Annotated in this window: 21 protein-coding genes and 5 pseudogenes; 12 read left to right on the top strand and 14 right to left on the bottom strand. The window is 71.2% G+C overall.

All coding sequences use genetic code 11. The annotated features are described in order from the left end of the window. The first annotated feature begins 9 nt into the window (after positions 1–9). The 6 genes and pseudogenes from AC3IYJ_RS37325 (at position 10) to AC3IYJ_RS37300 (ending at position 5,628) form a co-directional block, all read left to right on the top strand. Positions 10–818 (top strand): IS5 family transposase gene (locus AC3IYJ_RS37325; RefSeq protein WP_489398952.1). Its coding sequence is split into 2 segments (ribosomal slippage): positions 10–358 and positions 358–818, totalling 810 coding nucleotides; the frame shifts between segments, so codons are not numbered across the junction. Between the two features lie 5 nt (positions 819–823). Beyond that, a pseudogene (locus AC3IYJ_RS37320) lies at positions 824–1,729 on the top strand (aldehyde dehydrogenase family protein); the annotation flags it as partial. After that, a complete protein-coding gene (locus tag AC3IYJ_RS37315) occupies positions 1,726–2,877 on the top strand; it encodes an acyl-CoA dehydrogenase family protein (RefSeq protein ID WP_489398951.1) in 1,152 nt (383 codons plus the stop codon). The pseudogene AC3IYJ_RS37320 and the gene AC3IYJ_RS37315, both read left to right, overlap by 4 nt. Further along, positions 2,874–3,959 (top strand): enoyl-CoA hydratase/isomerase family protein, encoded by a 1,086-nt coding sequence (locus AC3IYJ_RS37310; RefSeq protein WP_489398950.1) that lies wholly within the window; start codon positions 2,874–2,876, stop codon positions 3,957–3,959. The genes AC3IYJ_RS37315 and AC3IYJ_RS37310 overlap by 4 nt, the downstream gene beginning before the upstream one ends. Continuing rightward, positions 3,956–4,858 (top strand): 3-hydroxyisobutyrate dehydrogenase, encoded by a 903-nt coding sequence (gene mmsB, locus AC3IYJ_RS37305; RefSeq protein WP_489398949.1) that lies wholly within the window; start codon positions 3,956–3,958, stop codon positions 4,856–4,858. The genes AC3IYJ_RS37310 and mmsB overlap by 4 nt, the downstream gene beginning before the upstream one ends. After that, a complete protein-coding gene (locus tag AC3IYJ_RS37300; RefSeq protein ID WP_489398948.1) occupies positions 4,855–5,628 on the top strand; it encodes an enoyl-CoA hydratase in 774 nt (257 codons plus the stop codon). The genes mmsB and AC3IYJ_RS37300 overlap by 4 nt, the downstream gene beginning before the upstream one ends. A gap of 17 nt (positions 5,629–5,645) precedes the next feature. On the opposite strand, the gene AC3IYJ_RS37295 is transcribed toward AC3IYJ_RS37300, so the two are convergent. Continuing rightward, complete coding sequence (locus AC3IYJ_RS37295) at positions 5,646–6,584, bottom strand: GlxA family transcriptional regulator (RefSeq protein ID WP_489398947.1); 939 nt, start codon at positions 6,582–6,584, stop codon at positions 5,646–5,648. A 230-nt stretch (positions 6,585–6,814) separates the two neighbouring features. Here AC3IYJ_RS37295 and AC3IYJ_RS37290 point away from each other — a divergent pair. The 3 genes and pseudogenes from AC3IYJ_RS37290 to AC3IYJ_RS37280 form a co-directional block, all read left to right on the top strand. Beyond that, positions 6,815–6,916: pseudogene (locus AC3IYJ_RS37290) on the top strand (DJ-1/PfpI family protein); the annotation flags it as partial. 41 nt (positions 6,917–6,957) lie between these two features. Continuing rightward, on the top strand, positions 6,958–7,440 hold the full coding sequence (locus AC3IYJ_RS37285) for a hypothetical protein (RefSeq protein ID WP_489398946.1): 483 nt from the start codon (positions 6,958–6,960) through the stop codon (positions 7,438–7,440). Then, positions 7,437–7,712 carry a DUF3817 domain-containing protein gene (locus AC3IYJ_RS37280; protein ID WP_489398945.1) on the top strand — a complete coding sequence of 92 codons (276 nt, stop codon included), beginning with the start codon at positions 7,437–7,439 and terminating at the stop codon, positions 7,710–7,712. The genes AC3IYJ_RS37285 and AC3IYJ_RS37280 overlap by 4 nt, the downstream gene beginning before the upstream one ends. Positions 7,713–7,729: 17 nt before the next feature. Here the strand turns inward: AC3IYJ_RS37280 and AC3IYJ_RS37275 are convergent, their stop codons facing one another. From AC3IYJ_RS37275 to AC3IYJ_RS37265, 3 genes are all read right to left on the bottom strand, one after another. Further along, positions 7,730–8,230: a hypothetical protein gene (locus AC3IYJ_RS37275; RefSeq protein ID WP_489398944.1), complete on the bottom strand. Its 501-nt coding sequence runs from the start codon at positions 8,228–8,230 to the stop codon at positions 7,730–7,732. Positions 8,231–8,329: 99 nt separating this feature from the next. After that, the gene (locus AC3IYJ_RS37270) at positions 8,330–8,542 is read right to left on the bottom strand and encodes a hypothetical protein (RefSeq protein ID WP_489398943.1); all 213 of its coding nucleotides are present in this window, start codon (positions 8,540–8,542) and stop codon (positions 8,330–8,332) included. Then, on the bottom strand, positions 8,536–8,772 hold the full coding sequence (locus AC3IYJ_RS37265; RefSeq protein ID WP_489398942.1) for an SDR family NAD(P)-dependent oxidoreductase: 237 nt from the start codon (positions 8,770–8,772) through the stop codon (positions 8,536–8,538). Before AC3IYJ_RS37265 ends, AC3IYJ_RS37270 begins: the two co-directional genes overlap by 7 nt. A gap of 106 nt (positions 8,773–8,878) precedes the next feature. Between AC3IYJ_RS37265 and AC3IYJ_RS37260 the strand changes: the two are divergent. Further along, a pseudogene (locus tag AC3IYJ_RS37260) lies at positions 8,879–9,530 on the top strand (helix-turn-helix transcriptional regulator). On the opposite strand, the gene AC3IYJ_RS37255 reads toward AC3IYJ_RS37260, so the two are convergent. Continuing rightward, positions 9,485–10,546: an oxygenase MpaB family protein gene (locus AC3IYJ_RS37255; protein ID WP_489398941.1), complete on the bottom strand. Its 1,062-nt coding sequence runs from the start codon at positions 10,544–10,546 to the stop codon at positions 9,485–9,487. The pseudogene AC3IYJ_RS37260 and the gene AC3IYJ_RS37255 sit on opposite strands and share 46 nt — an antisense overlap. Positions 10,547–10,645: 99 nt before the next feature. On the opposite strand from AC3IYJ_RS37255, the gene AC3IYJ_RS37250 reads away from it, so the two are divergent. Then, complete coding sequence (locus tag AC3IYJ_RS37250) at positions 10,646–11,407, top strand: TetR/AcrR family transcriptional regulator (RefSeq protein ID WP_489398940.1); 762 nt, start codon at positions 10,646–10,648, stop codon at positions 11,405–11,407. On the opposite strand, the gene AC3IYJ_RS37245 is transcribed toward AC3IYJ_RS37250, so the two are convergent. Further along, positions 11,373–12,032 (bottom strand): DUF1326 domain-containing protein, encoded by a 660-nt coding sequence (locus tag AC3IYJ_RS37245; protein ID WP_489398939.1) that lies wholly within the window; start codon positions 12,030–12,032, stop codon positions 11,373–11,375. The two genes, AC3IYJ_RS37250 and AC3IYJ_RS37245, sit on opposite strands and share 35 nt — an antisense overlap. Positions 12,033–12,239: 207 nt before the next feature. On the opposite strand from AC3IYJ_RS37245, the gene AC3IYJ_RS37240 reads away from it, so the two are divergent. Then, positions 12,240–13,067, top strand: a complete 828-nt coding sequence (locus tag AC3IYJ_RS37240) for a DUF2182 domain-containing protein (protein WP_489398938.1) — start codon at positions 12,240–12,242, stop codon at positions 13,065–13,067. A gap of 70 nt (positions 13,068–13,137) precedes the next feature. On the opposite strand, the gene AC3IYJ_RS37235 is transcribed toward AC3IYJ_RS37240, so the two are convergent. The 8 genes and pseudogenes from AC3IYJ_RS37235 to AC3IYJ_RS37200 form a co-directional block, all read right to left on the bottom strand. After that, entirely contained in the window at positions 13,138–14,331 is a 1,194-nt protein-coding gene (locus tag AC3IYJ_RS37235; protein WP_489398937.1) for an ALF repeat-containing protein, read from the bottom strand. Positions 14,332–14,452: 121 nt separating this feature from the next. After that, positions 14,453–14,872 (bottom strand): hypothetical protein, encoded by a 420-nt coding sequence (locus AC3IYJ_RS37230; protein ID WP_489398936.1) that lies wholly within the window; start codon positions 14,870–14,872, stop codon positions 14,453–14,455. Between the two features lie 180 nt (positions 14,873–15,052). Continuing rightward, positions 15,053–15,667, bottom strand: a pseudogene (locus AC3IYJ_RS37225) (aspartate aminotransferase family protein); the annotation flags it as partial. 101 nt (positions 15,668–15,768) lie between these two features. After that, positions 15,769–15,894: pseudogene (locus AC3IYJ_RS37220) on the bottom strand (MFS transporter); the annotation flags it as partial. Continuing rightward, the gene (locus AC3IYJ_RS37215; protein WP_489398935.1) at positions 15,864–16,553 is read right to left on the bottom strand and encodes an FG-GAP repeat domain-containing protein; all 690 of its coding nucleotides are present in this window, start codon (positions 16,551–16,553) and stop codon (positions 15,864–15,866) included. The gene AC3IYJ_RS37215 and the pseudogene AC3IYJ_RS37220, both read right to left, overlap by 31 nt. Positions 16,554–16,593: 40 nt before the next feature. After that, on the bottom strand, positions 16,594–17,367 hold the full coding sequence (locus tag AC3IYJ_RS37210; protein ID WP_489398934.1) for a class I SAM-dependent methyltransferase: 774 nt from the start codon (positions 17,365–17,367) through the stop codon (positions 16,594–16,596). 16 nt (positions 17,368–17,383) lie between these two features. Beyond that, the gene (locus AC3IYJ_RS37205; protein ID WP_489398933.1) at positions 17,384–17,593 is read right to left on the bottom strand and encodes a hypothetical protein; all 210 of its coding nucleotides are present in this window, start codon (positions 17,591–17,593) and stop codon (positions 17,384–17,386) included. 102 nt (positions 17,594–17,695) lie between these two features. Then, a complete protein-coding gene (locus AC3IYJ_RS37200) occupies positions 17,696–18,535 on the bottom strand; it encodes a PIG-L family deacetylase (RefSeq protein ID WP_489398932.1) in 840 nt (279 codons plus the stop codon). Between the last annotated feature and the right edge of the window lie 495 nt (positions 18,536–19,030).

The raw sequence follows: 19,030 nt of genomic DNA, 5'->3' as shown, positions 1-19,030 counted from the left end.
CTGTCGGCCATGGTGGGGATCGTTGAACGGCTGGTGCCGGACGAGCTGTGGGAGCTGTTCCAGCGGGTGGTGCCGGACGCGCCGTCGCGGCCTCAGGGCGGTGGGCGGCGCCGGCATGGTGACCGTGAAGTACTGGCCGCGATCGTGTTCGTCGCGACGTCGGGTTGTACCTGGCAGCAGCTTCCCAAGGCATCGTTCGGCCCCTCGGGGGCGACAGCCCACCGACGATTCTCCGAGTGGAGCGAGGCCCGGGTGTGGGCCAAGCTCCACCGGCTGGTCCTCGACGAACTCGGCGTCCGCGGTGAACTCGACTGGTCCCGCTGCGCGATCGACTCGGTGAACATGAGGGCCCTGAAAAGGGGGATCTGACAGGTCCGAATCCTGTGGATCGGGGCAAGTTCGGCTCGAAGATCCACTTGATCACCGAGCGGACCGGTCTGCCCCTGTCCGTCGCGATCTCGGGCGCGAACCTGCACGACAGCCAGGCTCTCGAGCCCCTTGTCCGCGGCATACCGCCCATCCGATCCCGCCGCGGACGCCGACGACGCAAGCCCGGCAAGCTCCACGCGGACAAGGGCTACGACTACGCCCACCTGCGACGATGGTTACGCGGACGCGGCATCAGACACCGCATCGCCCGCAGAGGCATCGAGTCCTCACAACGGCTCGGCCGCCACAGATGGGTGGTCGAAAGGACCATGTCCTGGCTCGCCGGCTGCCGACGCCTGCACCGCCGCTACGAACGCAAGGCCGAACACTTCCTCGCCTTCACCAGCATCGCCTGCACCCTCATCTGCTACCGCAGACTGACCAAATGAGATGACTTCTCAATGTGGTCAACGGCGGCAAGGAAGCCGTCGACACCCTCCTCGAAGACCCCCGGGTCCAGGCACTCGGGTTCGTCGGGTCCACCCCGATCGCCGCGTACGTCTACGCCACCGCCGCCGCGCACGGCAAGCGCGCCCAGTGCTTCGGCGGCGCCAAGAACCACATGATCGTGATGCCCGACGCCGATCTGGACCAGGCCGTCGACGCGCTCGTGGGCGCCGGGTACGGATCGGCCGGGGAACGCTGCATGGCCGTCTCCGTCGCCGTCCCCGTCGGCGAGGAGACCGCGGACGCGCTGGTCGCGAAGTTGAAGGAGCGCCTCGCCACCTTGCGCGTGGGCCGCTCCGACGATCCCGAGGCCGACTTCGGGCCCCTGGTCAGCCGTGACGCGCTCGACCGGGTCGAGCGCTACGTCGGCATCGGCGCCACCGAGGGCGCCGAACTCGTCGTCGACGGGCGCGGGTTCACCCTTCCCGGCCACGAGAACGGCTACTTCACCGGTGCCAGCCTCTTCGACCGGGTCACCCCCGGCATGCGGATCTACCGCGAGGAGATCTTCGGCCCGGTGTTGAGCGTCGTACGGGCAGCCGACTACGAGGAGGCGCTGCGCCTGCCCACGGAGCACCCGTACGGCAACGGCGTCGCGATCTTCACCCGGGACGGGGACACCGCCCGCGACTTCACCCGCCGGGTGGGCGTCGGCATGGTCGGTGTCAACGTACCGATCCCGATCCCGGTGGCCTACCACACCTTCGGCGGCTGGAAGCGGTCCGGTTTCGGCGACCTCAACCAGCACGGAGCCGACTCGATCCGGTTCTACACCCGTACGAAGACCGTCACCTCGCGCTGGCCCTCCGGGGCCAGGGAGGGTGCGAGCTTCACCATCCCGACGACGGGATGAGCGCGATGAGCACCACGACCGAAGAACGGCTCGCCCTGGCGGAGGTCACCCTCGACTTCGCGCAGGAGCAGTTGGCCCCCCACGCCGTCACCTGGGACCTGACCAAACACTTCCCACTCGACGTGATCCGCCGGGCCGCCGGCCTCGGGCTCGGCGGCGTGTACGTCCGCGAGGAGTACGGGGGTTCGGGTCTCAGCCGCGGCGACGGGGTCCTCGTCTTCGAGACCCTCGCAACGGGCTGCCCGTCGATCGCCGGGTACCTCTCGATCCACAACATGGTCGCCTGGATGATCGACCGCTACGGCGACGACGCGCAGCGCGCCCGCTGGCTGCCCGCGCTCTGTTCCGCCTCGACCCTGGGCAGCTACTGCCTCACCGAACCGGGCGCGGGCTCGGACGCCGCCGCCCTGCGCACCCGCGCCGAGCGGGACGGCGACCACTACGTGCTGACCGGCGTCAAGCAGTTCATCTCCGGAGCCGGAGCCGCCGGGCTCTACGTGGTCATGGCGAGGACGGGCGAACCGGGCCCGGCCGGAATCTCCGCCTTCGTCGTCGAACGCGAGGACCTGGGGCTGTCGTTCGGCCCGAACGAACAGAAGATGGGCTGGAACGCGCAGCCCACCCGGCAGGTCGTGCTCGACGGCGTCCGGGTCCCCGCCGACCGGCTCCTCGGCTCCGTGGGCGATGGTTTCCGCATCGCGATGAACGGCCTGAACGGCGGCCGGCTCGGCATCGCCGCCTGCTCGCTCGGCGGGGCCCAGAGCGCTTTGGACCGCAGCCTCGCCCACCTCGCCACTCGCGAAGCCTTCGGTGGCCGCCTCCTCGACGCGCAGGCGCTCCAGTTCCGCCTGGCGGACATGGCCACCGAGCTCGCCGCGGCCCGCGCGCTGGTCCGGCAGGCCGCCGACGCCCTGGACACGGGCGACCCACTGGCCCCGCGGCTGTGCGCGATGGCCAAGCGGTTCGCCACCGACACCGGCTACACGGTCGCCGACCGGGCTCTCCAGCTCCACGGGGGCTACGGCTACCTCAGCGAGTACGGCATCGAGAAGATCGTCCGCGACCTTCGGGTCCACCAGATCCTGGAAGGCACCAACGAGGTCATGCGCGTCATCGTCGCGCGCGGACTCACGGAGAACCTGCGATGACCAACGAATCCCCCGCGGACCGGGACCACGTCCTCCTGCGCGCCGAGGGCCGCGCCGGGTACATCACCCTCAACCGTCCGAAGGCCCTCAACGCCCTCAGCCACCCCATGGTGCTCCGTATCGAGGAGGCGCTCACGGCCTGGGCCCTCGATCCCGGGGTCGAAGTGGTCGTCATCGGGGGCGCCGGCGATCGTGGGCTGTGCGCGGGTGGGGACATCCGCGCGATCCACGAGGACGCCCGTACCGGCGGCACCGCATCGGCCGACTTCTGGCGGGACGAGTACCGGCTCAACGCGTTGATCGCCCGCTATCCCAAGCCGTACGTGGCCCTCATGGACGGCATCGTCATGGGCGGCGGAGTCGGCGTCTCCGCGCACGGCAGCGTCCGCATCGTCACGGAGCGGTCGAAGGTGGCCATGCCCGAGACCGGCATCGGCTTCGTCCCCGACGTCGGCGGTACCCATCTGCTCTCCCTCGCCCCCGGCGAACTGGGAACCCATCTGGCCCTCACCGGTGCGCCCGTCGGCGCGGCCGACACACTCCTGTGCGGGCTCGCCGACCACTTCGTCCCCTCGGCGGCGCTCCCGGCCCTGGTGCGGGAACTGGCGAGCACCCCACTGCGTACCGTCCTGGAGCGGTACGTGGAAGAGCCCCCACCGGGCGGTCTGGCCTCCGCGCGCGAATGGATCGACGCCTGTTACGCCGCCGGCACCGCGGAGGGGATCGTCGCGCGGCTGCGGGCTTCGGGCGTACCGGAGGCGAAGTCCGCGGCGGACGTCCTGCTCGCGAAGTCGCCCACCGCGGTCAAGGTCACCCTGGCCGCGTTGCGCCGGGCCCGGCGGCTCGGACCCCTGGAGCGGGTGCTGGAGCAGGAGTACCGCGTCTCGTGCGCGGCCCTGGCCTCGCCCGACCTCGTCGAGGGCATCCGCGCCCAGGTCATCGACAAGGACCGCAAACCCCGTTGGTCCCCCGCCACGCTGGAGGACGTCACCGCCGCCACCGTGGACCGGTTCTTCGCGCCGCTCGACGCGAACGAGCTCCAGCTCGTCGCGACCGCTTCGGACCAGGAGGTCGTCTGGTGAGCAGCACCGTCGCATTCATCGGGCTCGGCCACATGGGCGGCCCCATGGCCGCCAACCTCGTCAAGGCCGGGCACCGCGTCCTCGGCTTCGACCTCGTGCCCGTCCTGCTGGCCGCCGCCGGATCAACCGGAGTCGAGGCCGCCGCCTCCGCGGCCGAGGCCGTCGCGGGAGCCGACGTGGTCATCACCATGCTGCCGGCCGGCCGCCACGTCCTGGGCCTGTACCGCGAAGAGGGGCTGCTCGCCGCCGCCCGGCCCGGCACCCTCTTCGTCGACTGCTCCACCATCGACGTGGCCGACGCCCGGACCGCGCACGAGACCGTAGCGGCTGCCGGTCACCGCGCGCTGGACGCGCCGGTGTCCGGTGGCGTGGTGGGCGCGGAAGCGGGCACCCTCACCTTCATGGCGGGCGGTGGCGCGGCCGAGTTCGCGGCGGCCGAGCCACTGCTCGATGCCATGGGCAGGAAGGCGGTGCACTGCGGGGCGGCCGGCGCCGGACAGGCCGCGAAGATCTGCAACAACATGATCCTCGCCGTCTCGATGATCGGGGTCAGCGAGGCCTTCGTCCTCGCCGAGAGCCTCGGCCTGGACCACCAGGCCCTCTACGACGTGGCCTCCACCGCCTCCGGCCAGTGCTGGGCCCTCACCGTCAACTGCCCCGTGCCCGGCCCGGTCCCGACGAGCCCCGCCACCCGCGACTACCGGCCCGGATTCGCCGCACCGCTGATGGCCAAGGACCTCCGCCTCGCCGCGAACGCCCTGCGGGCCGGCGGTGTGGACGCGCCGCTGGGCCTGAAGGCCGCCGAGATGTACGAGGCCTTCGCCGCGGGTGATGGCGCCGGCCTGGACTTCTCCGCGATCGTCCGCACCCTCCGACCGCAGAACGGATCCCCCGCATGACCTACGAGACCATCCTGCTCGACCGCAAGGACCGCGTAGCCGTTCTCACCCTCAACCGGCCCGAGGCCCTCAACGCCCTCAACCTCCAGCTGATGAACGAGGTCGTGGCCGCCGCCGAGGAGCTGGACAGGGACCCGGGCGTCGGCTGCATCGTGATCACCGGCTCCGCGAAGGCCTTCGCGGCGGGAGCCGACATCAAGGAGATGCAGCCCCGGGGGTACATGGACATGTACCTCACCGACTGGTTCACCGCTTGGGACCGCCTCGGCCAGGTACGCACTCCCACCCTCGCGGCCGTCTCCGGCTACGCCCTCGGCGGCGGCTGCGAACTGGCCATGCTCTGCGACATCCTCCTCGCCGCGGACACCGCGAAGTTCGGGCAGCCCGAGATCAAACTCGGGGTCATCCCCGGCATCGGCGGCTCGCAACGGCTCACCCACGCCGTCGGCAAGGCCAAGGCGATGGAACTGTGCCTCACCGGGCGCACCATGGACGCCGAGGAGGCCGAACGCGCCGGACTGGTCTCCCGCGTCGTCCCGGCCACCGACCTGCTCGACGAAGCCCTGGCCGTGGCCACGACCGTCGCCGCCATGTCCAAGCCGATCGCGATGATGGCCAAGGAGGCCGTCAACCGCGCCTTCGAGACCACCCTCGCGGAGGGCGTCCGCTTCGAACGCCGCCTCTTCCACGCGGTGTTCGCCACCACGGACCAGAAGGAGGGCATGACCGCCTTCATGGCCAAGCGCCCGCCGCACTTCACCCACGGCTGACGGCTGACGCGGCCGCTTCAGCTGAAGGCTCGGCGGTAGGCGTACGGGCTGACGCCGGTGGTCTTCTTGAAGCGGTCGCGGAAGGCGGTGGGCGAGCCGAATCCGACCTGGGCGCCGATGCGTTCGACGGAGTGCTGGGTGGTCTCCAGGAGGTGCTGGGCCTGGCGGACGCGTGCGCGGTGGAGCCACTGGAGCGGGGTGGTGCCGGTCTGTTCGCTGAAGCGCCGGATCAGGGTCCGGGTACTCGTGCCGGCGTGGGCCGCGATGTCGGCGAGGGTGAGCTCGGAGCCCAGGTTGTCCTGCAACCAGGCCAGCACCGGTTCGAGTACCGATCCCTGGGGGGCGGGCGCGTGCCGATGGACGATGAACTGCGCCTGTCCGCCCTCGCGTTCCAGGGGCATGACCGACAGCCGGGCGGCGTCGGCGGCGACGGCCGAGCCGTAGTCGCGGCGGATCATGTGCAGGCACAGGTCCAGGCCCGCGGCGGCGCCGGCGGAGGTGAGGATCTGTCCGTTGTCGACGTACAGGACGTCCGGGTCCACCTCGATGTCCGGGTGGGTGACGGCGAGGAGATCGGCCGCCGCCCAGTGGGTGGTGGCGCGCAGGCCGTCGAGGAGTCCGGTGGCGGCCAGGGGGAAGGTGCCCGAGCAGATGGAGGCGATGCGCGTGCCGTTCGCGGCGGCCGCGCGCAGCGCGTCGCGGACGGCGGGAGCGAGGGGGGCCGCGGGGTCGGCGGTGCCGGGAACGATGATCGTGTCCGCGGCTTCGAGTGCTTCCAGTCCCCAGCGCACGCGCATGGTGAAGGTGCCGGCATCGACCTCCGGGTGCTCGGCGCAGACGCGGACCTGGTAGGCGAGGCGTCCGTCCGGGAGTCGGGTACGGGAGAAGGCCTCGATCGGGGTGGACAGATCGAAGGGGATCACCCGGTCCAGGGCGAGGACGGCGATGGTGTGCATGGCGCGAACATACCCGGTCGCGATGCTCGTGTTCCTGCCGACGCCGTCGCCGCTTCGATGATTCATGCACGTCAGGGCATCAGCAGCTGCTTTGGCGATATCCCGTTGAAAGGTGTCACTCCTGCCACTGGGAGACACGTCGGCGGCCGCCTAGCGTCGACAGCGCGACCGGTACGAACCGGATGCCGACCGACCAACAGCCGCCCGCCGCCCGCGCGAAGGAACCTCCCGTGCACGTCCAGATCGTCCTCTTCGACGGCTTCGATCCGCTCGATGTCATCGCCCCCTACGAAGTCCTGTACGCCGACGGCGCCGCCTCGGGCGGAGCCGTGGTCGAACGGCGCGCCGTCCCGGCGGGCGGGGAGCACCGGGCATGACGAAGCTCTTCCTCTCCCTGCACGTCCTGGCGGCGGTACTGACCGTTGGCCCGGTCACGGTCGCCGCGAGCATGTTCCCCAAGGCGCTGCGCGGCACGCACGCCGCCGCCCCGGACCACCGTGAGGCGCTGACGACCCTGCGCACCCTGCACCGCATCTGCCGCATCTACGCCGGCATCGGCATCGCGGTCCCCGTCTTCGGGTTCGCCACGGCGAGCAGCCTCGGTGTCCTCGGCAACGGGTGGCTGATCACGTCGATCGTCCTGACCGCCGGGGCCGCGGCCGTACTGGCCCTGCTGATCCTCCCCGCCCAGGACAACGCCCTCGCGGCCGCGGGAACCCTCGTCCCCGGCTCCGCCTCCGCACCCGTCCGCCACCCTGCGGCCCGACTGGCCGTGCTCACCGGCATCTTCAACCTGCTGTGGGCGACCGTCACCGTCCTGATGATCGTCCGCCCCGGCTCCACCACGGGAGCATGACCGTGCACCTTCGCTCACTGCGCGTCGCGGCACACGTCGAACTCGGCTCGTTGGCGGTCATGTTGGCCAACCTCGCCACCGTCCATCTGAAGCCCGTCTCCTCCTTGATGGGCCCCGCCCACGGCTGCGCCTACCTGTTCGTCGTACTCACGACCTGGCGCCTCACATCGGCCACGCCCACCACCAAGGCCGTCGCCCTCGTACCGGGCATCGGCGGCCTCCTCGCACTGCGCCGCATGCCCTCCGGGTCCGGATCCGGGCCGAGAACGTAGGCCGACGGGGCCCTTCGTCACAGTCCGGCCCGCGCGAGCACGAATTCCGCCTGTTGCCGCGTGAGGTTCGGCGGGGTTGGCGCCGCCGGGGGACAGGTGTGGGTGCCACGACTGAAGGACAGCATCCACTCGGCAACGGGGCTGTCGGGTTCAAGAGTGGCGAGAATCCGTTCGCGCAGCGCCGTCGGGGCATCCGCCCGGGCCGCGATCGCGTTCCGGACGAAGATGTCCTGGTCCTCTGCCAGCAGGTCATGCAGACCGGGCGGCAGGTCCGGATGTGCGGCTACGGGCTCACGGACATCGGAGTCCGGGCCGGCCGCCAGTTCAGGGGTCGGTACGGCGTGCGCGACCGCGGCGGCACGGGTCGCCGGATCCGCCAGCAGTCCGGGCAGGAGGTCGGCGGGAGGGGCGAAGCCCCTGACTCTTTCTCTGCGGATGCCCGGGTCCGCGTCGGTCAGCAACGTCCTGGGCACGTCGTCCGGAGCATCGCGCCCGTACTGGACGACCGACGACCGCACGGCGGCCTCCGGGTCCGCTGCCGACGGCCGCTCAGCGGCCCGTTCGGTACGGGGCGGTACGGACCTCCGTGCCGCCCCGGCGGCGGGCGTCAGGCGGGGTCAGGCCTCCTGGCCCGTGGAGGCCAGGACGATCTCACGGATGGTGACGTTCTGCGGCTGCCGGTAGGCGTAGGCGATGGCCTCGGCCACGGTCTCGGGGGCCAGGGCGCCGCCGGCGGACTTCTTCCAGGCCTCGTAGTCGGTCTTGATCCGCTCGTCGCTGGTGTGGGAGAGCAGCTCGGTCTCCACGGCGCCCGGGGCGATGGTCACCACGCGTACACCGGCCCGAACCGCTCCTCCGCCTCGCGGACCGCCTCCTCGACGGCCGCCCGGTCGGTGACGTCCACCTTGCGGCAGAGCGTGTCCGGCAGGCCCAGCTCCTCCAGCAGCTCCAGGCGGCGGGCGAGCAGCAGGAGCGGGTGGCCCTGGGCGGAGAGCAGACGCGCGGTGGCAGCGCCGATTCCGGAGCTGGCGCCGGTGATGACGATCAGGGGCAGCGCCATGGTGTTCCTCTTCGTAGCGGTTCGCGGTGGATGCCGACCTCCAGGAGATCACCCGGGCGACCCCGCTGCGCGCGCTCAGAGGGGGCGGGGTCCACAGGGGGTACGAATTCTGGAGCTGCGGGACTTCCTGCGTTCCCGGCGGGCCCGCATCAGCCCCGACGCGATCGGCGCGCCCGCGCACGCCGGCCGTCGCCGCGTTCCGCGCCTGCGCCGCGAGGAGGTCTCGCAGCTGGCCGGGGTGAGCGTGGACTACTACGTACGGCTGGAGCGCGGCCGCAATCCCCACGTCTCGGCGGCCGTCCTGGACGCCGTCGCCCGCGCCCTGCTGCTGGACGCGGCCGAGCGGTCCCACCTCTTCGACCTGGCGCAGCCCGCCCCCGGGCGTACGCGGCGCACCGCGAGCGCAACCTGGCCCGGCTCATCTTCCTCGACCCCGCCGCGCGCGACCTGCTCGCCGACTGGGAGCGGGCCGCCGGTGGTGGGCCGACCACGACGTCCTCGCGTACACGCACGGCACCAAGCTCTACCGCCACCCCCTGGCCGGTGAGCTGACCCTGGAGTACGAGTCGCTCACCCTGCCCGACGATCCGGACCAGTCCCTGTACCTCTACACCGCGGAGCCGGGATCGCCCTCCGAGGACGCCCTGCGCCTGCTCGCGGCCTGGACCGCGCGGGCCGACCGGCCCGGGCCCGGCGCCCGGTGCCCGAGCCCTCAGGCCAGCGGGCCGAGTACCTCCTGGGACTCGATGAGGCCCTGATCGCTCGGCGCCTTCCCCTCGCCGAAGACACGTGCGGCCTGGCGGGCCCGGAAGTCGGCGTGGGCCTCGGCGGGCCTCGCGTACCCGTACCGGGCGCGGGCCTGCTCGGGGGTGAGGACCTCCTTGGTGCGGGGAGGCACGCCGAGCTTGATCGGCGCGACCACCTTCACCGTGGAGGGGGAGAGCATCCCCAGCAGGAAGAGCTCGACGCGGGGGTTGAGGTGGGCGAGCGCGAAGGACACCCGCATGACGGGTACGACGAGGGCGTCCAGGAGCCGCGACTGCCGGATCTGTGCCATCTCCCGCATCCAGCGCGGCATGGTCGCGATGGTGGCGATCCGGTGCGTCCGGGCCACGACCATCCGCGCGGGCTTCATCCACCAGGGGGTCGGCGGGAGCACGAGGTCGGTGTTCAGGAGGTGGTGCATGGCCTGGCGGGCGATCGGGCTGGCGGACAGCCGCGGGCGCATGCTCTCGAAGTACGCCCGGATTCCGGCACGGTCGCGCGGGACGTCGTCGGGCGAACACGTCTGGAGTTCGGCGGCGAGCGCGCAGGCCTCCCAGTACTCCGCTTCCTCCTCGGCGGTGAGCTTGCCGGGCCCGTACTTCTCGTACGCGTAGAGGATCGAGTGCCAGCCGGTCAGCTGGATCCACAGCTGCGAGGCGGGGTCGTTGGCGTCGTAGGTCCCCTCGCCGTAGGGGAGTTGGCCGATGGCCTTCGAGTGGATCCGGACCAGGACGTCGGCGGCCCTGCACACCTGCTCCGAACCGGCGAAGGCCACCATGGCGAAGTAGCGCAGGGTGCGGTCGTAGCGGGTGCGGCTGCGCTCGTAGATGCCCTGGGTGCCGTGGACCGCCGCCACGAGCGGCGGATCGAGCTCCTCGACCACCACGGAGCGCTGGAAGCCCACCGTGGGCGCCGTCGGGTAGCTCCACACCTTCCAGACAACCGATCCGGGACCGAAGAACCCGTAGTCCTCGTGCGGTTCGACCTCTTTGCCGTTCAGCCGGGCCATCGGGCCCTCCTTCGTGTCCGGGGCGGCGGGCGCTGGGCCGCTCCCCCCATTAAGACAGCACTGTCGTAAATTAAGACACGGCTGTCGTAAGATGCCAAGGTGTCGACACCGACGTCTCCCACGGACAGGCCGCGCCGACGGCGCCCCTACGCCCCGCGCGTTCCCCTCGCCGAACGCCGCGAGCAACTGCTCGACGCCGCCCTCGCCCTGATCGTGAGCGACGGCTACGGACGGATCTCGATCGACGCGATCGCCAGACGGGCGGGGGTCGCCCGGTCCGTGGTCTACGGCGCCTTCGACGACCTCGACGCACTCCTGCTCACCCTCCTCGACCGGCAGCAGGAGCGTGCGTACACGCGCCTGCTCGCGTCCGTCCCCGATCCGCGCGACGGCGGGGACCTCGTCGACTTCGCCTGCGAGGCCGTGCACCGGATGGGCGCCATGCTCCGGGAGGACCCGGACACCTGGCGGCTGATCCTGCTGACCCCGGCGACCACTCCCCCGGCCGTCCACGCCCGCATCGAGGCCGACCGGGAGCGGTTCCGGCGCAGGGTCGCCTCGTGGATCGCGTCCGTACCGGCCCTGTCGGCAGCCCCCGCGTCCGATTCATCCGATGCCGCACCCGATCCCGGCCCCGACTCCGACGCCGTCCCGGCCCCCGACCCCGAAGTGCTGGCCCACGCGCTCGTCGCCTCGGCGGAGCACTTCGCCCGCCTCGCGCTGACCTCGCCCGGGGCGATGGACGCCACGCGCCTGGCAGGGCAGGTACGGCTCCTGCTGGGCGGATTCCGGCCGATGCCGGCAGACGGCACTTTGACGACAGGCCCTAGTCGGGGTCCGGCCCGGTCCAGTCGAAGGTGATGTGCTTGCTGGAGCGGCCTTCGCGGCTCCAGAGGAAGCCGTGGGCATCGGCGCGGTCCACCGTCGAGCGGCCCCAGGTCGCGACCTGGCCCGGTCCGGTCTCCGCACCCGGCAGGTTGGTCGACTGGACGCGCGCACCCTCAGGGGTCGTGGGGCCCGTGAGCGCGACCGCGCTCGCCTCCACCCGGCCCGGTACCACGGCCCGCCAGCTCGCGAGGTCGTCGGCGACCTCGATCTCGATGGGGGCGAACTCCATGCCGCGCATCTCGGCGCCCATCATGCTCACCATCTCGGCGGGCCAGCTGCCCGCCTGCCCGCCGAAGATCATCTGAAGCGCCTCGCGCTGGGGGTCGTCCGCGCGCTCGTCGACGAAGACCGCGGCGTACGTGTCCGTGTGCTCGGCCCAGATGTTGCCGACGAACGAGCCCAGCATCAGCACGTTCAGGCCGTCCAGCCGTACGTCGCCGTAGCGGCCCTCACGGATGTGCCAGGCCAGGATGCCGTCGCAGTCTCCGTGGGTGGGCAGCTGTGCGAACGAGCAGGGGCAGGGCACGTTGCACTTGCAGGTGTCGAACCAGTCTCCCGCCGCGTGCCACCTGGGGACGGTTGCCGTCGTCTCGGACATCTCCCTGCCTCCTCGTGACCGTGCCGGGACGTCGGTCTCGGGAGGACGGCAGAGCCCCCGGGAACCCTCGCCGGCCCACGCCCGGGTCGTACGGGTATCCACCCCGATTGTCCCACCGCGGGGGCCACCCGGAGGAGGTGCTTTCCGCGTACACGCGTACCGGCGTCCCCGCGCGCAGGCCCGGGTCCGCCGTGATGTGCTGGAAGTGTGCGCCTCGACCGGAAGGCCCTGTCACCCCCTCTGAGTCCGGCGAATCTCCTGTCGGCCCGGCAGCTCGCGTTCGCCTGGTCCGTGATGGCCTCGATCGCCCTGCTCGCCTGGGTGCTGATGGTCGACCAGGCCCGTGACATGGGCGTCGAGCCGGGAACCATGGGCATGGGCGTCCCGCTGTTCCTGCTGCTGTGGCTGGTCATGATGATCGCCATGATGTTCCCGTCGGTGGCCCCGGTGGCCCTCACCTGGGCGCGGGCGATCGGGCGCCAGTCGCCCAATGGAGTCGTGCGGGCGGCTCGTACCGCCCAGTTCGTGGGCGGGTACCTGCTGGCCTGGACGGCCTTCGGTCTGATCGCCTACGGGCTCCTCGCCGGGACCGGGTCCCTGGTGGACGAGCATCCGGGCGCGGGACGCTGGATCGGCGCCGGGGCCTTCCTGGTAGCCGGGCTGTACCAGTTCGGCCCGTGGAAGGACCTCTGCCTGCGGCACTGCCGGAGCCCGATGGGCCAGCTCGTGCGCTACGCGGGCTTCCGGCCCCGGGCCCGCGATCTGCGGGTCGGGGCGCACCACGGGGCGTACTGCGTGGGCTGCTGCTGGGGCCTGATGGTCGTGCTCGTCCCGCTGGGCGTCATGAACGTCCTGGCGATGGCAGCGGTGGCCGTGGTGATCTTCGTGGAGAAGCTCTGGCGGCTGGGTCCCGTCTTCTCGCGGGTCGTCGGGGCCGCCTTCCTCGTACTGGCGGTCCTGGGCCTCTTCCAGCCCTGGCTGCTGCCGGGCCTGATCCCGCCGCAGTCGCCCATGACGCAGATGCTCCGCCCCTAGAGGGTGCCTTTCGGATCCTGCCGGATCCGCGTCGCCCGGCGCCGCACCTCGCACCGGACGACGCGGACGGTCAGCTGCCGGAGCCCGCGCGGCGCATCCGTGCGGCGAGCAGCAGGCCCGCACCGGCGAGGACGGCCGTGCCCGCGCCACCCGCGATCAGAGCCGAGCCGCCGGCGCCGGTCGTGGCGAGGGAGGAGCCGCTGCCGCCATGGGCGGTGACGGCCGTGTTGCCGGAGCCGCTCCCGGAGCCCGTGCCGCTACCGGAGCCGCCCTGGCCCTCGCCCTGCTGACCCTTGTTCTTGTCCTCGTCCTTCTCGTCCTGAGCCTTCTTGTCCTTCTCCTCCTGGGCCTTCTTGTCTTCCTCGGCCTTCTTGTCCTTGGCGCGCGCCTCGTGCTGGCCCGTCTTCAGGAACTCGCTGCGGTCGGCAGGGGTACCCGCCAGCGCGGCGCGGCCGGCCTTGACGAGCTCCGGCCCCGCGCCGTCGATGATCCGGGCGACGGCGACGCGGTTGTCCTGGTCGCGCAGCTCGTACTGGGTCACTTCGAGGAAGTGGCGCAGCTCGGCCGGGGTCGGGGACCCGTTGAGGAGCTTGCTGATGGCCGCGGTCAGGATCGGGCCGTCCCAGCTTTCGTCGATGCGGGCGAGTTCGACGCGGTCGTCGGAGGCCTGCGCGAGGTAGCGCCCCGTCTTGAGGAAGGCGGTCCGGTCGGCGGGGGTGCCCTTGAGCGCGGCCTTGCCGGCTTCCTTCAACGCGGAGCCGCCGGCACCGATCAGCCGGGAGATCTCCACCTTGTTGTCGTCGTCGCGCAGCTCGTGCTGCGTGACCTCGTAGAAGTGGCGCAGCGCCGGGAGGTCCGAATCGTGGTTGTTGAGGAGGTCGTTGACACCCTCCTCCAGGCCCGGCCCGGCATCCTTCAGGAGACGGAGGATCAGGATGCGGTAGTCGTCGAGGCGGATCCTGTGCTGGTCGGTGTCGATGAACTTGCGCATGGCCTCGGGGCCCGCCGCTATCGCCTTGCGGCCGGCTTCCTTCATGTACTCGCTCGCCATCGGGTCGGCGATGATCGCGAGGATGGTCTTGCGGTCCTGCTCCGCCCCGGTCTCCTCCGCCTGTCCGGCAGCCGGCTGGTCGGGCGCGGTCGGAGCGGGCGGATTGACGGACGCGGACGCGCTCTCGCCCGCGGCGAAGGCCGGCGACGCGATGAGGACGACCGGAGCCAGGGCAGCGGTGGTGACGGCCGCGGCGATCTTGGACAACTTCACTGACAAAACCCCCATAAGAAACGTTCTTCGCCACAAGTGACTCATGGGACGCGCGGATAGTTGTACGGCGCATCGAGAAAAATCCTGCGGAGCAACGGTCGGACTCCACCGGGGCGGGCGCTCACACCGCGACGGTACGTGTGCCACGTCCTCGGGCCGGCGCAGGCAGTGCCGGGTTTCGGGAACCACGCACGGTGCTGCGGGCCCGGTGTGCGGCGAGCAGGACCGTCAGGGCCGCGTCCGCGTTGCCCCTGTTGCGGAGGGCTGCGCGCAGGTGCGCGGCCAGTTCCGCCAGAGCCGGGCCCGCCCCGCTCACGTGGCGTTCGGCCGCCGAGGTACGGCCGGCCGTCAGAGCGGCTTCGGTGCGCTGGACCTCGCGATGGCGGAAGTCGAGCTCTTCGGCCGCGCGGACCAGGTCCGCCGCACCGTCGTGGTCCGGGCGGCCGTACGGATGCCGGGAGAGGAGGGTCGCGCGGGGGTCCGGTGTCCGCAGATAGTCGGCCAGCATACGGGTACCCGGTCCGTGGAGCGTCGACGTCACGATCATCGGCTTTCTTCGAGGTGGTGGTTGCGGCGGCCGACCCGAGAGGGGCCGACTCGCCCAAGCCGCCGGGAAGACGTGCCACGCCCTCTGCCTGACGACCTGCCTTTTCGTTGGCAGGGGCGAGGGTAGACGAAACCGGCATTTCGCTTTCTTAACCTGTAACTCCCCGGGAGCGGATCAGATCCGGAAGACCGACCCCACGAACTCCGCGAGGAGCCGCTCCCTCAGCGGCACCGGGAGCGCGTCCAGCAAGGACAGCACGGGGGCCATCCGGGCGGGCAGGCCCGGGTCCACCGACACCGGGGGCAGCGCGAGGGCGTCGGCGAGGTCGGCCAGCAGGGCGTCCACCTGGCCCACGGTGGCCGGGGTCAGCGCGAGGTGCAGGTTGGGCGGCAGCCCGTCGAAGGACAACTGCGGTTGCAGGTACCAGCCGCGCTCGCGCACCTCGTCGGCGAGGTGCAGCAGCAGGCTCAGGTCCGGCCCGCCATCGGTCCCGGTGCCGGCCTCGGCCACGGCCTCAGCCCCAGCCCCGGAGCTCGCGGCGCTTTCGGTGGTGAACGCGACCAGGCCGGCTGCCGGATCGCCCAGGATCCGCAGGCCCTCGATCCCCCGCAGACCCGCGAGCAGCCGGTCCGAGGCCTCCGCGACACGGCCCGCCAGGGCGGTGTCGCCCTCCTCGCCGATGTACTGGAGGACCGCCCACGCCTGGGCCAGCAGTCCGCCGGACTTGGTGCCCTGGACGGTCGGGTTGACGACCGGGTAGCCGGGCCAGCCGGCGTGGGCGAGGGCCTGGAGGGTCCACATGCCGGCCAGGTACAGGAACGGCCGACGGCGACGTACGCGACAGCGGCCGTACCGCGCAGCGGAGGGACGGCGAACAGAAGGACGAAGAGCGGCGGCAGGGTGCAGGCGCCGAGGAGGAGGAACGGCCGCCGGGGCCCGCCGCGCAGCCGGCTCCGATCGGAGACGACTCCGACCAGCGGGTTGATCAGTACGTCCCATGTCTTGGGCAGGAACACCGCCGCACCGGCCAGGGCGGGCGGGACAGCGATGTTCCAGCCGCTGCCGAACTCCACCCGTGCGGAGAAGGTCGCCGTGCCGGCGTTGCCCGTTGAGGTGTACCGGTACATTTCGCCGGTGGGAGGCGGCCGAGCACGTCGCCCTTGCTGTCGCCGTCGATGTCACCCGGCGCGACCAGCATGTCGTACACGTTCCAGCCGGTGGCGACTTGCTCCGGGGCGGCGAAGGGCGCGGTGGACGTCCCCGTGCCCTTGTAGAGGAACATTCGGCCGGAGGTGTCCCGGGCGAGCAGGTCGGGCCGCCCGTCGCCGGAGTAGTCGCCGGCGCCGACGATCTGGTCGTAGATCCCCCAGCCGGAGCCGACCTTGGCCCGCGTGTTGAAGGGCTTGCTGACGTTTCCGGTGCCGGTGTAGAGCCACAGGTCGCCGGCGTGGTCGCGGGCCAGCAGGTCGGGGTGGTGGTCCCCGGTCACGTCGCCGGTGGCCACGAAGCGGTTGTACTTCTGCCAGCCTCCCCCGGACCACAGGGGCGCCGAGGTGCCCTTCAAGTCGGCCTCGTAGAGCGTGAGCACGCCGTCGAAGGAGAGGGAGAGCAGCTCGGGCTTGGCCGCGCCGCCGACATCGCCCACGGGCAGCAGGTCCTTGTCGGAGACACGCATCCGGACGCAAACGGTTCCCGTCCCGCAGGCTGCCGATCAACTACCCGTCCGAGTCCTCGGCCGACGGCGGCACCTCGAGGACGAAGAAGAGGAAGCAGGTCCTGGTCGAAAGGGCATGGAAGTCGTCGGGGAAGAGCTCACGGGCGGCTGGGTCGGGCTGCGGCTCGCTGATGGCGGAAAGACGCAAGCCGGCGGCGACGAACGCATCGGTCATCGCGTGCAGTGGCTTGCGCCAGAACCTCATCGGAGCGGACCGGTCGTTGAAGGTCCAGTCGAAGGTGTAGCTGGTGGTCGCAAAGTAGTCGGGCCGGGGATCCTGGATCGTGTAGGCCACGAAGGGGTGGTCCACCGACGTGATCAGTCGGCCACCGGGTCTGATCACGCGACGCAACTCGGCCAGCGTCGGCCCCCAGTCCTCCAAGTAGTGCAGCACGAGCGAGGCGACCACGTCGTCGAACGCGCCGTCGGCAAACGGCAGGGGGTCGCTCAGGTCGGCCACGTGCAGGGCGACTTCGTCACCGAGCCGCCGTCTTGCCAACGCCAGCATCCCGGCACTGGCGTCGATGCCGGTGACGACCGCACCGCGGTCGCGCAGCGCAGCGGACAGGGGGCCCGAGCCGCAACCGGCGTCCAGGATCCGACGGCCGGCCACGTCTCCGGCGAGGGCCAGCATCGCGGGCCGCTCGTAGTACGCGTTCACAAGGTTGTTCTCGTTCTCCGCCGAGTACGCCTCGGCGAAGCTGTCGTAGTCGTTCACCTGGGCCGGATCTGCAGGCCGAACGAGACTCTCGGGCACGCCGGTTGAGGGTTCCATCGCCGCAGCCTAGTAGTCACATGATCCGCCGCGTCGCGTGCCTCGCGGGATACGCCAGTGGTCCGAGTTCGCCGCCGCCGTTGTCTCCGAAGGCGATCCAGCCGGGTGAGCCGGCGAGGCCCTGCACCATGGCGTCGGGCCGGGTGACGACCGCTTCCATCGCCGCGCACTGCCGTCCCGCGGCCTCGCAGTCGTCACCCAGGTCCTCCCATCGTGCTCGTGCCACCCGGTGGAGGACCTTCAGTTCGTCGGGCAGCGCGATACCCAGGCGCGCTTCGGCGGCGGAGGTCTCCTCCCCGGCCGGTCGGACAGGTCGGACATGCAGGGGTCAGCGCAGTCCGGCGAAGAGATCGTTCTCGGGCACGGGCGCGCCGGTGGGGTCCTGGACCCGCAGGAACGTCTCCGTGCCCATCAGCTCGGCGAACCTCTCCTTGCCCATCTTGAGGAAGAAGATGTTCTCGCCCTGGCTGGCGTGCGCGGCCAGGGAGTCGAACTTCTGGCCGCTGAACGCGACGGCGTCCACCCACGTGGTGATCTCGTCGTCGGGAAGGCCGATCTCGGCAAGCGCGGCCGTCTCGGCCGGATCCGGCTCCGGCATGTCCTCCTGAAGCTGGAGCTCGCGCATGATCTTGCCGAACTGCTGCATCATCGAGCGGGGCATCGTCGTCCAGTAGACCTTCGGTGTCAGGTCGGTCATCTCGAGCGCCGCCATCGTGATGCGGTGGGCCTGGATGTGGTCGGGGTGCCCGTAGAAGCCGTTCTCGTCGTAGGTGACGACCACGTCGGGCCGGTAGTGCCGCATCAGTTCCGCGAGTCGGGACGCACCCTCCTGCACGGGGGTCTGCCAGAAGGATCCGGGGGCGTCGTTGCTCGGCCAGCCCATCATTCCGGAGTCGGCATAGTCCAGCATCTCCAGATCGCTGATCTTCAGGACGTCACAGCTCGCCTCGAGTTCTCGACGGCGCATCAGGGCGACAGCCGCCGGGTCGTGCCCAGGATCGCCCGGCTTGACACCTCCCGGTCCGTCACCGCAACCGCCGTCGGTACAGGTCACGAGAACCGTGCGGATGCCTTCCGCCGCGTACCGCGCGAGGACTCCTCCGGTCCCTGTGGCCTCGTCGTCGGGGTGTGCGTGTACTGCCATGAGCGTCAAGGGCCGGTCAGTCATACAGTCCTCCTGCAGAAATTCGTCTAGGTCCGAGTATGCGGCGGGCGTACCGCGATCCCGGGGTCCGACCCCTGGTGGGGCGGACGGCCTGGCGGTCTCCGTGCTCCCCGCCCACGCGGCGTCGGCCTCTCGGTCGATGCAACCGCGCCGACCGGACCGGTTGTTCCCCGCGGCAACGGACCCGTCGGGTTCGCCCCTGGAACCGCCACACCCCGGCCGCCGCCGTCGCGCGGCCCGGCCCGGTCCGGCCCGCGCCTGGGGCCGGACGGTGTCGCGGAGACGGTGCGGAGGTCGACCTGAATCCACTGAGGGAGGGCGTTGTTGGCGCTCTCCGGGTAGCTGTTCCGCCCCGGTGACGGCGGAGGGGCCGCCAGTCAGGTAACGGAGACTCCAGCATCTGACGCTCCTTCAGGGACCTTGGTGCGCACCGAACTTCGACCGCACAGATGGATGTCGGAATCCTGCAAGATTTCCACAGGAGTCAGAAAGGAACTC

This window comes from Streptomyces sp. GL_140, assembly GCF_057834465.1.
The sequence above is the reverse complement of the archived record's forward strand: the minus strand, read 5'-3'. Positions and strand labels throughout refer to the sequence as shown.

Excerpts from the sequence above, each read along its gene's own strand:
- AC3IYJ_RS37285 (WP_489398946.1), top strand. The coding sequence starts at position 6,958 with ATGACGAAGCTCTTCCTCTCCCTGCACGTCCTGGCGGCGGTACTGACC.
- AC3IYJ_RS37265 (WP_489398942.1), bottom strand. The coding sequence starts at position 8,772 with ATGGCGCTGCCCCTGATCGTCATCACCGGCGCCAGCTCCGGAATCGGC.
- AC3IYJ_RS37200 (WP_489398932.1), bottom strand. The coding sequence starts at position 18,535 with ATGACTGACCGGCCCTTGACGCTCATGGCAGTACACGCACACCCCGAC.
- AC3IYJ_RS37215 (WP_489398935.1), bottom strand. The coding sequence starts at position 16,553 with ATGCGTGTCTCCGACAAGGACCTGCTGCCCGTGGGCGATGTCGGCGGC.
- AC3IYJ_RS37245 (WP_489398939.1), bottom strand. The coding sequence starts at position 12,032 with ATGTCCGAGACGACGGCAACCGTCCCCAGGTGGCACGCGGCGGGAGAC.
- AC3IYJ_RS37255 (WP_489398941.1), bottom strand. The coding sequence starts at position 10,546 with ATGGCCCGGCTGAACGGCAAAGAGGTCGAACCGCACGAGGACTACGGG.
- AC3IYJ_RS37315 (WP_489398951.1), top strand. The coding sequence starts at position 1,726 with ATGAGCGCGATGAGCACCACGACCGAAGAACGGCTCGCCCTGGCGGAG.
- AC3IYJ_RS37300 (WP_489398948.1), top strand. The coding sequence starts at position 4,855 with ATGACCTACGAGACCATCCTGCTCGACCGCAAGGACCGCGTAGCCGTT.
- AC3IYJ_RS37295 (WP_489398947.1), bottom strand. The coding sequence starts at position 6,584 with ATGCACACCATCGCCGTCCTCGCCCTGGACCGGGTGATCCCCTTCGAT.
- AC3IYJ_RS37210 (WP_489398934.1), bottom strand. The coding sequence starts at position 17,367 with ATGGAACCCTCAACCGGCGTGCCCGAGAGTCTCGTTCGGCCTGCAGAT.
- AC3IYJ_RS37280 (WP_489398945.1), top strand. The coding sequence starts at position 7,437 with ATGACCGTGCACCTTCGCTCACTGCGCGTCGCGGCACACGTCGAACTC.
- AC3IYJ_RS37310 (WP_489398950.1), top strand. The coding sequence starts at position 2,874 with ATGACCAACGAATCCCCCGCGGACCGGGACCACGTCCTCCTGCGCGCC.